The organism is Nocardioides antri (assembly GCF_008373765.1).
GTDB classification, from domain to species: domain Bacteria; phylum Actinomycetota; class Actinomycetes; order Propionibacteriales; family Nocardioidaceae; genus Nocardioides; species Nocardioides antri.
This window is the reverse complement of the sequence record NZ_VUJW01000003.1, coordinates 445110-459307: the sequence shown is the minus strand read 5'-3', so window position 1 is coordinate 459307 and position 14198 is coordinate 445110. Positions and strand designations below refer to the sequence as shown.

Genomic DNA, 14198 nt, shown 5'->3' with positions numbered 1-14198 from the left:
GGCCCCTACGGAGCAGGCTTGGCAGCGGCGATGAGGCCGTAGCCGAACGTGCCGTCCCGCCACAGCGACTCGAGGATGTCGGCGCTGCGGACGAAGGCCTCGTGCCCGCGCTCGCCCAGCGCCTCGACCACCGCGTCGCGGTGTCGAGCCGCGTTGTCGCGCCACGCCTGGAACGTCGGCAGCGTCGCCTCCGTGAGGTCGTCGGCCTGCTCGACGGTGAGCCCGGCCTCCTCGAACCACCGCACGTAGTCGGCGAGCGGCTCCATCCGCGCGTCCCCGAAGGCCTCGCGCAGCGTGGCGAACTCGTCGCGCCGGTCGCGCACCTCCAGGAACGGGATCACCCGGTGCCGCACGATGTCGCACCACACCAGCCGGCCGCCCGGCCTCAGGACGCGGGTGGCCTCGGACACCAGCGCCTCCCGGTCGCGCATCAGGTGGGAGGACTCGAGGATCCACACCCGGTCGAAGCTGTCGTCGGGAAACTCGTTGGCCGTCGCGTCGCGCTGCTCGAAGGAGACCTGGTCGCTGAGCCCGGCGGCCTCGGTCAGCTCCCGGGCGGTCGCGACACCGACCGGGCTCGTCGTGATGCCGACGACGTCGACGCCGTGGGTCGTCGCCAGGTGGCGTGCCTGCGCACCCGTGCCGCACCCCACGTCGAGCACCCGCAGGCCCTTCTCGAACCGCGCGCCCTCCTCCATCCGCTCGGTCAGCCGGTGAGTGGCGCGGTCCAGCTCCTCGTCCGGCGTCGCGAAGACGCCGTAGTGGAGCTCGGCGCCGAGGAGCAGGCCCCAGGCGTGGGTGACCCGGTCGTAGTGGTCGGCCGGCTCGTAGGACTCGTCGGTCACTTCGGTCACCTCAGCAGGTCAGGCCGCCGTCGACGACCAGCACCTGGCCGGTGAGCCAGTCGTTGCGCTCGTCGACGAGGAACTGGATCGCACGGGCGATGTCGTCCGGGTCGCCGAGGCGGCCGGCAGGAGTACGACGCACGATCTGGTCGAGCTGCGCCTCGTCGAGGCCGTGGCTCATCTCGGTCTTCAAGTAGCCGGGCGCGACGCTGTTGACGGTGATCTTCCGCGACCCGAGCTCACGTGCGAGCGCGCGGGTGAAGCCGTCGAGGGCGGCCTTGGTGGCGCCGTAGACGGTGAGGCCGCGGTAGCCGGTCAGGCCCACGATCGAGGAGATGTTGACGATCCGGCCCGAGCGGTGCGCGAGCATGTTGCGCACGACCTGCCGGGTGAGGTGGATGGTCGCCTTCAGGTTGAGGTCGATCACCGTGTCGGAGTCCTCGTCGGTGAACAGCGCGAGGATGCCGTCACGCGCGACACCTGCGTTGTTGACGAGCACGTCGATCGCGCCCCACTCGTCGATGACCGCCTGGACGAACTGCGTCGACTGCTCGCGGTCGGCGATGTCGGCGGCGCGGAACAGGAAGCGCCCGGCGTAGTCGGGGTTCGTCTCCCACTCCTTGACGGCCTGGGTCTCGGAGCGCGAGCAGGTCGCCACCCGGTCGCCGGAGTCGAGGAACGACTGGACGATGCCGGCGCCGAGACCCCGGCTGCCGCCCGTGACGATGACGGTGCGCGGCGACCCGGAGCCGATAGACGTCGTCATGCCGGGACGGACGCGTTGGACCCGTCGCCCTCGATGTAGTAGTCCGCGATCTCGGCGACGGTCTCCGGCATCAGGCCGGCGCCGAACGGGTCCGTGCCGAACTCGTCCTCGAGGATCGCGGAGAGCTCAGCGGTCTCGAGCGAGTCGAGGCCGAGGCCGTCGCCGTGGATCGGGGAGTCCAGGGAGACCTGGATGTCGCTCTTGTTGCTCCGTTCGAGGAGCTGCTCGATCACGGTCACAATCGTGCTCTGCACGTCGTTCATCTTTGTGTGGGCCTCCATCGAAGAATGGGCGCGAAAACTATCAGAGGGTCTTCTGCCCGCCGTAGCGGTGCCGGTTGTAGACCCAGTCGGAGATGTCGATCGCCGACAGGCGCCTGGCCGGCACGCCGCCGTACAGGCTGCCACCTGCGAGCTCCTGGCGGGTCCAAAGCGTCGAACCTGCCGCCAGCAGGGCGCCCTCGCCGATCACGGTGCCCGGCAGCATCGTGCAGGAGGTCGACACGACCGCCCCCTGCTTCAGCTCGACCGGCTCCAGGATCATGCCGCCCTCGTGCGGGTCGAACGCGTGGCTCAGCACCGTGCTCCGGATGCCGGTCAGCCAGCTCTCGTCGGCCATCAGCAGCCCGCCGCCGCAGTCGAGGAAGTGGAAGCTGATGATGTGGGCGTGGTCGCCCATCTGCAGGGTGCGGCGTACGCCGCGCTCGTCCTCGGGCAGCCCGGGCTCGAGGCCCGAGCCGCCGAGGATCCAGTTGAACATCGCGATCCGGCACCCGACGCCCATCCGGACGCGGGCGAGGAAGCGGAACGCGTTGAAGTTGCCGATGATCGAGCCCTCGCCGACCTCGAACCGCTCGACCCGCTCGACCCAGCAGATGCCGATCCTGGCCGTCGGGTGGATCCGGTGGCCCAGCCGGTTCAGGAGGCGGATCTTGAGGCCGCTGGACGGCAGCAGGAAGACGAGGGTCGTCAGGTGAGCACGCACTCCGGAGATGCTAGTCCTCCCGCTCAGCACGGAACGCCGATCACCGACGGAGGAGACGGTAGAGCGAGGAGCGGGACCTGCGGGCGGCGCCCGACACCTTCGGCGAGAGCAGCGCTCGGGTGCGGACGTCGATGCTCCCGCGGTGGAAGAGGTGCCAGTTCGAGCCGTTGCTCGTGAGCTCGTAGTCGAGGTGCTCGGCGAGCCTGCGCAGGGAGTCGACGGTGTGGAAGGTGATGTGTTGGCCGACGGCCGGCATGTAGTACCACCAGTCCCCGACCCGGGGCGGGGGATCCGGCAGCGTCTCGGTCGTGAACAGCAACCGGTCGGTGCGCGCGGCCACCGACTTCAGCTCGCTGCGCGGGTCGAAGAGGTGCTCCATCACCTCGAACGCCGTCACCAGGTCGTAGCGCCCCTCGCCGGTGTCCTGGTAGTCCCGGGCGAACACCGGGGTGGCGAAGTCGTCGTGGTGCCAGGTGTCGTAGCCCTGATCGCGCATCAGCTGCGTGAACACGCCGTAGCCGCCGGCCCAGTCCAGGAACCGCCCGTCCTTGAGGCCCTCGAACCGGATCACCGCCGCGGCGAGCCGCTGGTAGCGGCGCGCCCGGCGGAGCAGACCGGCGTCGGCGTCGTGGATCGCGCTCGTGTAGGCCTCCTCGAGCCACGGCGTCTCCCGGGTCGCGACCAGGCCACACGTGCCGCAGCGGTGGTACGTCGCGTCGTGCTTGCCGAGGACCACCGCCTCGTCGAAGTGCGCCATCGCGCCTTCGCAGACCGGGCAGTTCACCGCCATGTCTGCCTCACGACCGCCGTGACGTCGTCGGCGATCTTGGACCGGCCGGTGAAGGAGTAGTGCTCGGTGGCGTTCTGGCTGTCCTCGAAGTCCTCGTCGACCAGGTCGGACTCGACGACGGTCAGTCCCTCGGCCTCGGCGGTCAGGGTCTTCCGGACCAGCTCCCAGTTGGCCCGCACGTGGTCCGTGAACTCCCCGGGGTAGTGGCGCTCACCGCGCTCGAGCGGCGGCAGCGTCCAGTAGGCGACGGCCGGGACGCCGTACTCGTTGAGCCGGGTGCCGAACTCCGTGAGCTGGGGCAGGTCCTTGTCGTCCGGCTCGATGACCTCGCCGTGGAAGTAGTCGAAGAGGACCCGCTCCGTCTCGTCGGGCCAGGGCGGCTTGCCCATCCCCTTCAGCTGGTTCCGGAACCCGTCGATCGTGGTCTCGCCGCTCCAGCGGGAGCGGACGGGAAGCCTCCCGAACGCGGCGTAGTCCTCCGGTGTGGGGTCGTAGCCCCGGCCGATCGCGCGGATGCGGTGCCGGGCCGAGCGGGTGGCCGCCAGCGCCTGGTGCGTCGTCGGGTAGCTGTACCTCGGGTGGTGCCGGATGTGCACCATCGTGTTGGTGCGGATGGGGCAGGAGAACACCACTGCCTTCGGGCGCTGGTCCAGCGTGCCGAGTACGCGGAGCATCTCGCCGAACAGGAAGCCCGAGAACCCGGGGCCTGCCACGGTCGCCACCCGGGCACCGTCGAGGCGCTCGCTGATGAGCTCGGGGATCATCCGGAGGTCGGTGTCGCGGGGTGACGGCGTCGTGAAGCTGCTGTCGCCGAGCGCGAGGACGTCGACCTCGCCCCGCTGCAGCTGGCGGCGTACGGCCTCGAGTCGCTGGAGCTCCAGGTTCACCCAGCGGTTGCGGAGCTTGCGCGCGCGAGCGCGTAACTCGAGGGACACCTGGCTACCACCTTCGGGTCTGAGATCGGTGCGGGTGCCGGACACCCTGCTACGTGCAGAATCTAGTGGAGCCTTCGGGGATCCGGGCGACGTCCGCCAAACGAAACCGCCGTCGGTGCCGGCCGCCCGTCGGCTGGACGCAATTGCCACGGCTGGTGGGGTCTGAAATCATGCGCGGCGTGACGACACGATCTGGTCCGGCGTCGCCGGCCCGTGACGACCGGGGTGTGTCTCCGCGGAACCACCGCGGATGAGCCCGCGCGCGACATCGGGGACCGTCAGCCTGACCAGCGTCAGCCAGGGGCTGTCGAGCATCACCAACGTGGCTGCGGTCATCGCCGCGGCGCACAGCCTCACGCCGGCCAACTTCGGCTGGTTCAGCCTGTTGCTGATGGTCTACACGGTCGGGCTCGGCGTCCTGCACGCGCTGATCTCCGTGCCCGCGGTGGCGCACCCCGAGGAGGCCGACGCCCATCCCTGGCGGATCCTCGGCAGCGCGCTCGCCGTGACGATGTGGGGGGCCGGCCCGTGCATCGCCGGTGCGGCACTGGCGATGGCCCTCGGCTCGCCGATCGGCACCGCCCTCATGGCGCTCGCCGTCTCCGCTCCGCTGCTGCTGCTGCAGAGCATCGGCCGCTACGTCGCCTTCGCCCGCGCACAGCCGAGGAAAGCCGTGGCCCTGGACGCGCTCTGGCTCGTCCTGTTCGCGGTGGCGCTCACGGTGTGCCTCGTCCAGGACTGGACCGGGCTGTTCGACATCACGCTGGCGTGGGCTGGGACCGGCGCGCTGGCGGCCCTTCTCCTTCTCGTCCAGTACGGATGGCCGTCGGAGCGGCCCTCGCTCGCCTGGCTCAAGATGCGCTGGGAGTTCTCCTGGCGCTCGCTGGTCGGCAACGTCTCTGCCACCGGTGGCGCCCTGGTGGGCTCGATCGCCGTGGCCTTCGTCAGCAACCCGGTCGCCGTGGCTGCCGTACGCGCGTCGATGCTGTTGAGGCGACCCGGCCAGGTCATCCAGTCGGCGATCTCGACGTCGGTGGCGAACGACGTCGCGCGGCAGCAACCCGACGCCGCAGGGCTCAAGCGCCACCAGCGCAGGGCGATGGCGCTCTCCTCCGGCGCGGCGCTCCTCAACCTCCTGGTGCTGATCTACCTGCCGGACCCGGTCGGGCGGGCGATCCTCGGCGCGGTCTGGCCGCTGATCGACCCGCTCCGCCTGCCGGTCGGCCTCGTCGTGCTGGCGCTCGCGTCGCAGGCAGGCGTGCGCGCGGCCCTGCTGGGATGCCGCCAGATCCAGACGATCATGGTGGCCGAGATCGTTGGGACCGTGCTGACCATCGTGGCGCTGGTCGTCGGCGCCGCGATCGCCGACGCGGAGGGAGCCATCTGGGGGCTGGTCGTCGGCACTGCCGGCATCAGCCTGACCTGGTGGATAGCATTCGTGCGCTTCCTGCGCTCGATCGACGTCGCCGACGACACGATCGCCGCGGAGTCGCCGTGAGATCGAGAGCAACCATGCCAAGACCCCGCAACACCGCCTTCTGGGCGACCGCCCCGTTCCGGAAGCTGACCGCGGCGCGCCGCAAGACCGCGGACATCGTCATCTGCGGCGCGCAGAAGTCCGGGACGACCTACCTCGCCGAGCTGCTGGCCTCCCAGCCGGGCTTCTACGAGCCTCCGATCAAGGAGGTGTTCTTCTTCAACGCGCACTGGCAGCGGGGCACGGCGTGGTACGCCTCCCACTTCCAGCTGCAGTCGTCGGACGCGCTCCAGATCGACGCGAGCCCGGCGTACATGATCCATCCCGCCGTCCCGGCGCGGATCCGTGAGGTCAACCCCGAGGCACGGCTCGTCTTCATCCTCCGCGATCCCGTGGCGCGGGCCTACTCCCACTATCAGCACAACCGTCGCGCCGGGCTGGAGGACCTCGACTTCGCCGACGCGTTGGCGGCCGAGGAGAGCCGGATTGCCGCGGACCTCGAGGCGATGGAGGCCGACCCGGACGTCGTCGGTGTCGACTTCGCGCTCTACTCCTATCGCACCCGCGGGACCTATGCGCGCTACCTGCGGCGGTTCTACGAGGAGTTCCAGCCGGCGAGCATCCTGGTCCTCGACTCGGAGCGCGTCTTCAACCACGACCCGACGGAGATGGGGCTGCTCGAGGCCTTCGTCGGCCGCACGATCGAGCTGGACTCGACCAAGCGGCTGAGCACGAACGCCGGGAAGTACGCGCGCGAGCCGAGCGAGACCGACCGCGAGCTGCGGGCGTTCTACGAGCCCTGGGACGCCGAGCTCGTCGAGCTCACGGGCCGGCAGTTCAGCTGGACGGAGCCGGGGGGCTCCTGACCCTGGGTCAGAGGGACTCGACCCAGCTCCGGTCGTCGGCGTAGCCGAACTCGACGAGGTCGTCGCCGGCGTAGGAGTCGAAGACCTCGGCGGCCTCCCGCGTGAAGTGGTTGCGCCAGTCGCCGGACGCGCCCTTGCGCCGGAACGCCCGGCGGTCCTCCTCGCCCGAGCTGCGGCCGGCGCTGTTGGAGAAGTCGTGCCGCTGCACCGCGAGCTCGACCAGGTCGCGTCGTGGCTCCTCGCCGGAGGCCGCCCGCAGTGCCTGGACCATCTCGTCGACCGGGTTGCTGAGCAGCCCCTCGAAGGTCACGTGACCGACGTCCGGGCGGTCCCACCAGTCGCGGACGTGGGCGTGCCACGGGACGCCGATCGTCGTGGGGGCCACGGTCATCTGGTACTCGATGAACCGCGGGAGGTTGCCCTGCACGTCGGCCGGGTCGAACGACGGGCCGTAGAGCTCGTCGAAGATCTCGCGGATCCCCCGGGAGAACCGGGGGTTCTTGTTCATCTGTGTCGCGCGGGTCCAGTAGAAGTAGAACGACGTCATCACGTCGCGGCCGTCGCGCCGGATGTAGATCGCCCGCGGGAAGCGCGGGTTGTAGGTGTAGTGCGAGTGCACCACGGCCTTGAACATGATCGGCAGCTGGTAGTCGACCGGGACGGGAAGGCCGAGGGTCGTCCCCATCAGCTCGCACAGCCAGTTCGTGCCCGACTTGGGGAAGCCGACGCCCATCCACATGCCGAGCGAACGGCCGCGCCGCGCCAGGATCCGGTGGGTCGTCGCCGCGGAGTACCGACGGAGCCGTTCCTCCGCCCAGAGGGTCGCCCGCGACCTCTCGTCGTCGCCGACGACGTTCGTCACGAAGCGGAGTCCTTGCGCCGGAACAGGTGGAAGGTGTCGTGCAGGTCGATCAGGGCGCGCAGCTCGTCGTTCTCGAAGACCGGGCGCTCGTCCACCTGCTCGTAGCCCGCCGCCGCGACGAGCGGGGCGAAGTCCTTCATCGACCCGTCGAGCTCGGTGCTCAGCAGCTGGTGGGGCGTGTTCGGCACGATCAGCAGCCACTCGATGTTGCGCTCGGCGATCCGGTCGAGCCACCACTCGATGGCCTCGAGCGAGCACTCGGAGAAGCTGTGGATGTTGACGGCGAGGTCGTAGTCGTCGCTGAGCTTCTCGTACTCGGGAAGAGGTACGACGCGCACCGAGTCCGGCACGTTGCGGTAGTCGAGGTAGTAGTCGCACAGGAACGTCGAGGTCGCGACGCCGTCGATACAGTCGTAGGCGGCCAGGTTGGGCAGCGCGGCCGACATCCGGTGCGCCACCCGGCCGTAGCCGGCGCCGATGTCGAGCACCTTCAGGTCGTCGATGCTGCTGAGGCCCATCTGGGCGTCGAGGTAGCTGATCTCGTTGACGCTGTCGAGCAGGTCGCGGCTGACCGGGGGGCGGTTGCCGTAGGTGAACGTCCAGGCGCCGAACAGGCCGTCCTCCTCGAGCCGCTTGAGCAGGCCGAGCCGGTCACGGGACTCGACGTCGAGGAGGGTGAGGTACATCCGCGCCTCCGCGGCGTTGCGCAGCTGGCGGAACTGCCAGACGTAGGCGTTGTCGCCGCGGAACCACGCCAGCGAGAGGTTGCGCTTGAGGAAGCCCTGGCGCCACTGGGTGTGCGCGGTCGCCGGGATGTCCAGCGCGTCGTACGCCGCCTGGAGCTCGGCCAGCCTCGGGTTGTCCTGGCGCAGCGTCTCCTCGGCGCCCGGCGGCAGCGCGACCGCGTCGTTGTGGGAGACGCGGGCGTAGCGCTGGGCCTCGCCGTCCAGCTTCGTCACCAGGTAGCCGCTGCGGGCGGCGGCGGCCTTCGCCTGGCGCTTGGCCCAGGACCGGACCAGGGACGGGTTGGCGCGCTTCAGCTTGGCGAGGACCTGGCTCTCAGAAGGGGGCACAGTGGGCAACCTTAAGACAGGAATCCAGGTCTGGTGGAATGTTCCAACTCCTGACCGGAAGGATGCTGCTTCGTGCTCCCGACTCCCGTCGTGCTGATCGCGTTCAACCGCCCCCACCTGGCACGGCGCACCCTTGCCGCGATCCGGGAGGCCGCGCCCGAGCGGGTGTTCCTCATCGCCGACGGGCCTCGCGCGGACCGGCCGGACGACGCGGCGCTCTGCGCGGAGACGCGGGCGGTCTTCGACGAGATCGACTGGCCCTGCCAGGTCGAGCGCAAGCTCTCCGACGTCAACCTCGGCGTCGAGGGGAACGTCGAGCTCGGGCTCGACTGGGTGTTCTCGCAGGTGCCCGAGGCGCTGGTCTTCGAGGACGACTGCACGCCGGACCCGACCTTCTTCCCCTTCGCGCAGGAGCTGCTCGACCGCTATCGGGACGACCGCCGGGTATGGCAGATCGCGGGCAACCGGCACGGTGTGCCCCGTCGGCTCTACGGCGACGACAGCTACGCGTTCAGCACGTGGGCGAGCGTCTGGGGCTGGGCGACGTGGGCCGACCGCTGGCAGCGGCACCGGGCGGTCTTCCCCCGTGACCACGTACGCCGCTCGGCGACCGACGCGGGAGACGCACCGGTGCGCACGAAGCCCGCCGTGCCCGCCCCGGGCACGCTGGTGACCCGTGCCGGGCAGCGGCACTTCGCCGAGGCCGCGAGCTCTGACGACGTCGTCACCCACGGCTGGGACAAGCACTGGTGGCTGACGATCATGACCGAGGGCGGCCTCTGCATCGCGCCCTCGGGCAACCTGGTGGTCAACAGCGGGTTCGGCGCGGACGCGACGCACGGCTACGCGCCCGGTCGCGAGGACGACCCGGCGGAGCCGATGGAGTTCCCGCTCAAGCACCCTCCTGAGGTGGCGCTGAACGTCGAGGTCGAGCGGGAGCTCGAGCTCCACCTCAACCGGGTCGGAGGGCCCGCTGCCCGGCTGGCTCGCAAGGTGATCAAGTCGCCTAGACTGCGCCGCGCCGCTCGGGCGGCGGTCAACAGTCGTCCCGCGAAGGGTGCCGCGCGGGTTGCCTCACGGATGGCCCAGAGGAGCTGATCGTGCACACACCGGTCGTCCTGATCGCCTTCCGGCGACCCGACGTCACGAAGCGCAACCTCGACGTGCTGCGGCAGGTACGACCCGAGCGGCTGTTCATCGTCGCCGACGGGCCGCGACCCGGCCGGCCGGACGAGGCGGAGCAGTGCGCGGCGGTGCGCGCGCTCTTCGACGACATCGACTGGCCGGTCAAGGTCGAGCGCAAGCTCGCCGAGCGCAACCTCGGGCTCGAGGCCAATGTCGAGCTCGGCCTCGACTGGGTGTTCTCGCAGGTCGACCGGGCGATCGTGCTCGAGGACGACTGCATCCCGGACCCGTCGTTCTTCCGGTACGCCGACGAGCTCCTCGAGCGCTACGCCGACGACAAGCGGATCTGGCAGATCGGCGGCGACACCCACCTGGTCCCGCAGGAGATGTTCGGCGGGCACAGCTACGGGTTCAGCACCTGGGCAAGCGTCTGGGGCTGGGCGACCTGGGCCGACCGCTGGCACGACCACCGGTCCGAGTTCGATCGCGACCATGCCGGCGCCGAGGACCGCGTGGACGAGGTCCCGCGCACCGCGCCGGCCCGGCGGACGAAGGTCGCCGTACCCCACCCCGACGCCCTGGTCACCGAGGCCGCGCGGCGGCACTTCACGTTCGTGTCGACCGAGGAGGACGGCGACCGCTACGGCTGGGACCACCACTGGTGGGTCACGATCATGTCGCGGCAGGGCCTGTCGATCATGCCGTGCGTCAACCTCGTCGAGCACGACGGGTACGGCGAGGGCGCGACCCACACCCGGGCCGCCAAGGACCCCGAGCCTGCCCGGTCGCTGGACTTCCCGCTGTCCCACCCGCCGGTGGTCGAGCTCAACCGCGCCATCGAGGGCGAGCTCGAGCTCGTGCTCCTCCGCACGGACGGCCGGCTCTCGCGGCTCGCCCGGCGGCTGATCCGGCCGCTCTGGATGCGGGCCATGGTGCGGCGGTTCATCGAGATCCCGGTCGTGTGGCGCGTCGTCCGACGGCTGGTCAACAAGTGAGCCGACTGCCCGCCCGGCTGCAGCCCGCATGGCCGCTCCTCAAGCGGCTCCACCGGCTCCTCGCGGTGCTCGCCGGCGTCCTGTTCCGTCCGTTCGGACGGCTCATCGGCGACCGCGGCCTGCCGCTGACCGCGACCGCGGCCTCGGCGACGACCGCGGAGCGCGAGCCGGAGGCCGTCGTACTCCACCCGGGCGGAGCGGCCGAGCTGCTCGAGCGCGGCCCGGCCGAGGGCGACCCGCCCCGGCACTGGGTGTTCGAGAAGGGCCGGCGGGCCGAGATCCCGGCCCGTTACGTGCTCGACGTCCGCGACGGCCGTCTGGTCGGCGACTACGCCGCGACCGTGACCCCGGGCGGGATCCTCGACTACCAGACCAGCGGCTACTTCGGGCTCTCCGGCTGGCGGGAGCACCCGCTCTTCCTGCGTCCGCGGCTGCCACAGGTCGAGCACGTGCCCGGCACGGTCCTCAGCCTCACGACGCGCGGCACGGCGGTGAACTACTACCACTTCCTCTACGACGCGGTCGCCCGCTACGGGATCTTCGAGGAGAGCCTGCCGGGCGAGCACGTCGACGCGATCGTGGTCCCGCACCAGAGCGGCTACCAGCGTCAGATCCTGGAGCTCGCGGGCATCTCCGGCACCTTCATCCAGCCCCGGGCCGACCGCACGATCCGGGCCGATCGGCTGCTGGTCCCGAGCACGCCGAACCAGGACCTCGACGCGCCGCCGTCGGCGACCGAGTGGCTGCGCAAGCGGCTGCCGCCGAGCGGGCGCACCGACACGCCGACCCGGCTCTACCTCTCCCGCGGCCAGCAGCCCGGTGCGCGCCGCTACCTCCAGGAGACCGAGCTGTGGCCGCGCCTCGAGCGCCGCGGCTTCGTCACCCTCGACCCCGGCACGCTGAGCGTGCAGGAGCAGATCGACGTCTTCCACAACGCGGAGGTGATCGTCTCGCCGCACGGCGCGGCGCTCACCAACATCACCTGGAGCCGTCCCGGCGTTCGCGTGCTGGAGATGTTCGCCGGGACCTACGTCCACCTCGGCCTCTGGACGATCGCCGAGGCCATCGGCGGGATGCACTACCGCTACCTCGTCGGTGCCGGCTCCTGGCCGGAGGGCAAGGAGATGACCGGCATCGTCGACGACATCGACATCCCGGCCGACCGCGTCGAGGCCGCGCTGGACGACCTGCTCGCGGCTCGCTGAGCCGGACCGGCTCGGCCGTCGGTCCTCAGTCCTGGGCGGCGGTCGCGCGGGAGGGGTCCTGCTCGTAGGGCACGAGCCGGCGGATCACGCGCGCCGGCGCCCCTGCCACGACGACGTTGTCCGGCACGTCGCCACGGACCACGGAATTGGCGCCGACCACGGAGCCGTCACCGACCCGGAGCGGCCCGAGGACCACCGCGTGGGCGCCGAGGGTCACGTGGTCGCCGAGCACGGGGAAGTCGTAGTCGCCCTTGCTGCCCCGACCCGGCTCACCGAGCACGACCCCCGGGTTGATCCGGCAGTCGACGCCGCCGCGGACACCGCCCCCGATGACGACACCGTTCGAGTGCACGAGCGCCAGGCCAGGGCCGAACTGCGCGTCCGGGTGGATCTCGGCGCCGCTCCAGACCAGGCCGATCGAGCGGAGCAGGAGCGCGACCGGCCGCAGCGGGGTGCGGGCGAGGACGGACGCGAACCGGTAGAGCACGACGGCATGCACCTGGGGCGCGAAGAGCGCCTTGCCGGCGACCCAGGCCCAGAAGGCGATCCCGGTGCGCTGGGTCGGGTCGACGTTGGCCCGCAGGTCGGCCTCGATGGTGCTGCGCAGGCCGCGGGACCTCACCAGGGTGTCCACGCCGCCCTACGCCGGGGGTGTCTCGTCGTCGCCGACCTCCGGCACGGAGGCCCTGCGCCGGCCGCCACTCAACTTGCTCTTGGAGGGCTTGTCCGGCTTCGGGGACTTCGCCGGCTTGACGGTCTTGGCCGGCTTGGGGGAGCGACCGTCCTTAACCGGGGACGTCTCCTCGTAGTAGTAGTAGTAATAGCTGCCGATCGCGCGCTTCGCGACCATGTTGACGACGACGCCGTAGAGGCGGCCGCCCACCTGGGAGAGCCGGTTGACGGCCTCGGTGACCTGGTCCCGCGTGGTCTGACCGTGCCGGACGACGAGGATCGCGCCGTCGGCGAGCGTCGAGAGGACGGACGCGTCCGCGACCGGCAGCAGCGGCGGGGCGTCGACGATGATCATGTCGTAGGACTGCCGCAGGCGCCGGATCAGGTCGTGGGTGACCCGGGACTGCAGGATCTCGGTCGGGTTCGGCGGCTTCGCCCCGCTCGCGAGGACGTGGAGGCCGCTGGGCCCGTGGACCTGGATCGCGTCCTCGATCTGCGCCTTGCCGACCAGCGCCGTGGTGAGGCCGATCGCGGGGTCGACGCCGAGCATGGTCGCGACCCGCGGCCGGCGCAGGTCGGCGTCGACGATGAGCACCGTGCGGCCGGTCTGGGCCAGGGCCACGGCGAGGTTGGTCGACGTCATCGTCTTGCCCTCGCCGGGGACGGCGCTGGTGACCACGAGCACCCGGGCCCGGTGGTCGAGGTCGATGAACTGGAGGTTCGTGCGCAGCAGGCGGAACGCCTCGGTCCGGGCCGCGAAGCCGCCGAGGTCGGTGAGGAGTGGCGCCGACCGGATCTCGTTGTCGAAGCCGATGCTGGCGAGGACCGGCGCGTCGGTGACCTCCGAGATGTGCTCGGCCGTGCGGACGGTGCGGTCGAGCAGCTCGCGGGCGACGGCGAGCGCCAGGCCCAGCAGCAGGCCGATCAGCCCGCCTGCGAGGAGGTTGAGCACCCAGTCCGGCCGGACCGGGTCGGGCTGGTACTCGGGCGGGTCGGTGACGTTCACCTTGATCTGCGACTCGGAGGCGTCGCCCGCGGTCTCGAGCTCCTCGGTGTAGGCCTGGAACTCGCTGGTGACCACGTCAGCGATCGTCTGCGCGCGCTGCGGGTCGGTGTCGGTGACGGTGATCGTGATGGCCGACGTCTCCTCGACGACCTCGGAGGAGATCCGGCCCGAGAGGTCGGCCGCGGTCATGTCGAGGTCGAGCACGTCGATGACCCGGCCTGCCAGCTCGGAGCTGTGGGCGAGGTCGGCGTAGGACTGGGCGCGGGAGTTCAGGAAGATCGTGACGGCGTACGCGTCGGTCGCGCTCCGGGCGTCGACCGAGAGGAACACCTTCGCCGTCGACTCGTACTCCGGCGTGATGGCGTAGGAGACGCCGGCGCCGACGCCGAGCCCGAGCAGGAACATCGCGACGATGGCGCGCCACCGACGACGCAGGACCAGCAGGAGCTGCTTGAAATCCACGGCACCTCAATCTTCGACCACACGCTGGGTACGCAAGTGGAGAACGTAGCGACCGCGCATCGGTCACGCGGACCCTCCCTGACCACTCCGCATCCTACGAGATGGACGGCACGTCGGGCGCAGGACCGGTGACGC

General features: G+C 70.8%; 15 protein-coding genes. 5 read left to right on the top strand and 10 right to left on the bottom strand.

Translation table 11 applies throughout. From position 1 onward, the window contains the following. Positions 1-5: 5 nt before the first annotated feature. Genes F0U47_RS08420 through F0U47_RS08395 form a run of 6 tightly spaced genes read right to left on the bottom strand, consistent with a single transcriptional unit; the run spans position 6 to position 4320 of the window. Positions 6-854, bottom strand: a complete 849-nt coding sequence (locus F0U47_RS08420) for a class I SAM-dependent methyltransferase (RefSeq protein WP_149749848.1) — start codon at positions 852-854, stop codon at positions 6-8. A gap of 1 nt (position 855) precedes the next feature. Beyond that, positions 856-1611, bottom strand: coding sequence for a 3-oxoacyl-ACP reductase FabG (gene fabG, locus F0U47_RS08415; protein ID WP_149749847.1), 756 nt, complete (start codon positions 1609-1611; stop codon positions 856-858). Then, positions 1608-1865: a phosphopantetheine-binding protein gene (locus F0U47_RS08410; protein ID WP_188111227.1), complete on the bottom strand. Its 258-nt coding sequence runs from the start codon at positions 1863-1865 to the stop codon at positions 1608-1610. Before F0U47_RS08410 ends, fabG begins: the two co-directional genes overlap by 4 nt. Before the next feature lie 49 nt (positions 1866-1914). Then, the gene (locus tag F0U47_RS08405) at positions 1915-2595 is read right to left on the bottom strand and encodes an acyltransferase (RefSeq protein ID WP_149749845.1); all 681 of its coding nucleotides are present in this window, start codon (positions 2593-2595) and stop codon (positions 1915-1917) included. A 40-nt stretch (positions 2596-2635) separates the two neighbouring features. Continuing rightward, the gene (locus tag F0U47_RS08400; RefSeq protein ID WP_149749844.1) at positions 2636-3385 is read right to left on the bottom strand and encodes a class I SAM-dependent methyltransferase; all 750 of its coding nucleotides are present in this window, start codon (positions 3383-3385) and stop codon (positions 2636-2638) included. Beyond that, the gene (locus F0U47_RS08395) at positions 3376-4320 is read right to left on the bottom strand and encodes a hypothetical protein (protein WP_149749843.1); all 945 of its coding nucleotides are present in this window, start codon (positions 4318-4320) and stop codon (positions 3376-3378) included. The genes F0U47_RS08400 and F0U47_RS08395 overlap by 10 nt, the downstream gene beginning before the upstream one ends. A gap of 250 nt (positions 4321-4570) precedes the next feature. On the opposite strand from F0U47_RS08395, the gene F0U47_RS08390 reads away from it, so the two are divergent. Further along, positions 4571-5818 (top strand): oligosaccharide flippase family protein, encoded by a 1248-nt coding sequence (locus tag F0U47_RS08390; protein WP_149749842.1) that lies wholly within the window; start codon positions 4571-4573, stop codon positions 5816-5818. Positions 5819-5832: 14 nt separating this feature from the next. Continuing rightward, positions 5833-6663 (top strand): sulfotransferase family protein, encoded by an 831-nt coding sequence (locus tag F0U47_RS08385; protein WP_188111226.1) that lies wholly within the window; start codon positions 5833-5835, stop codon positions 6661-6663. Between the two features lie 7 nt (positions 6664-6670). Here the strand turns inward: F0U47_RS08385 and F0U47_RS08380 are convergent, their stop codons facing one another. Continuing rightward, the gene (locus tag F0U47_RS08380; RefSeq protein WP_149749840.1) at positions 6671-7525 is read right to left on the bottom strand and encodes a sulfotransferase domain-containing protein; all 855 of its coding nucleotides are present in this window, start codon (positions 7523-7525) and stop codon (positions 6671-6673) included. Beyond that, entirely contained in the window at positions 7522-8598 is a 1077-nt protein-coding gene (locus F0U47_RS08375; protein WP_149749839.1) for a putative sugar O-methyltransferase, read from the bottom strand. The genes F0U47_RS08380 and F0U47_RS08375 overlap by 4 nt, the downstream gene beginning before the upstream one ends. 72 nt (positions 8599-8670) lie before the next feature. Here F0U47_RS08375 and F0U47_RS08370 point away from each other — a divergent pair, with 72 nt between their 5' ends. From F0U47_RS08370 to F0U47_RS21055, 3 genes are read left to right on the top strand one after another with little or no spacing between them, the layout of a single operon-like run. Continuing rightward, on the top strand, positions 8671-9696 hold the full coding sequence (locus F0U47_RS08370; protein WP_149749838.1) for a glycosyltransferase family protein: 1026 nt from the start codon (positions 8671-8673) through the stop codon (positions 9694-9696). Positions 9697-9698: 2 nt separating this feature from the next. Further along, entirely contained in the window at positions 9699-10718 is a 1020-nt protein-coding gene (locus F0U47_RS21060; RefSeq protein WP_188111225.1) for a glycosyltransferase family 2 protein, read from the top strand. Continuing rightward, positions 10715-11923 carry a glycosyltransferase family 61 protein gene (locus F0U47_RS21055; protein ID WP_188111224.1) on the top strand — a complete coding sequence of 403 codons (1209 nt, stop codon included), beginning with the start codon at positions 10715-10717 and terminating at the stop codon, positions 11921-11923. Before F0U47_RS21060 ends, F0U47_RS21055 begins: the two co-directional genes overlap by 4 nt. Before the next feature lie 25 nt (positions 11924-11948). On the opposite strand, the gene F0U47_RS08360 is transcribed toward F0U47_RS21055, so the two are convergent. Together F0U47_RS08360 and F0U47_RS08355 are read right to left on the bottom strand one after the other, a co-directional pair. Continuing rightward, positions 11949-12557 (bottom strand): serine O-acetyltransferase, encoded by a 609-nt coding sequence (locus F0U47_RS08360; RefSeq protein WP_149749837.1) that lies wholly within the window; start codon positions 12555-12557, stop codon positions 11949-11951. Positions 12558-12563: 6 nt separating this feature from the next. After that, on the bottom strand, positions 12564-14063 hold the full coding sequence (locus F0U47_RS08355; RefSeq protein ID WP_149749836.1) for a tyrosine-protein kinase domain-containing protein: 1500 nt from the start codon (positions 14061-14063) through the stop codon (positions 12564-12566). Positions 14064-14198: the final 135 nt, after the last annotated feature.

Excerpts from the sequence above, each read along its gene's own strand:
- fabG (WP_149749847.1), bottom strand. The coding sequence starts at position 1,611 with ATGACGACGTCTATCGGCTCCGGGTCGCCGCGCACCGTCATCGTCACG.
- F0U47_RS08400 (WP_149749844.1), bottom strand. The coding sequence starts at position 3,385 with ATGGCGGTGAACTGCCCGGTCTGCGAAGGCGCGATGGCGCACTTCGAC.
- F0U47_RS08390 (WP_149749842.1), top strand. The coding sequence starts at position 4,571 with ATGAGCCCGCGCGCGACATCGGGGACCGTCAGCCTGACCAGCGTCAGC.
- F0U47_RS08385 (WP_188111226.1), top strand. The coding sequence starts at position 5,833 with ATGCCAAGACCCCGCAACACCGCCTTCTGGGCGACCGCCCCGTTCCGG.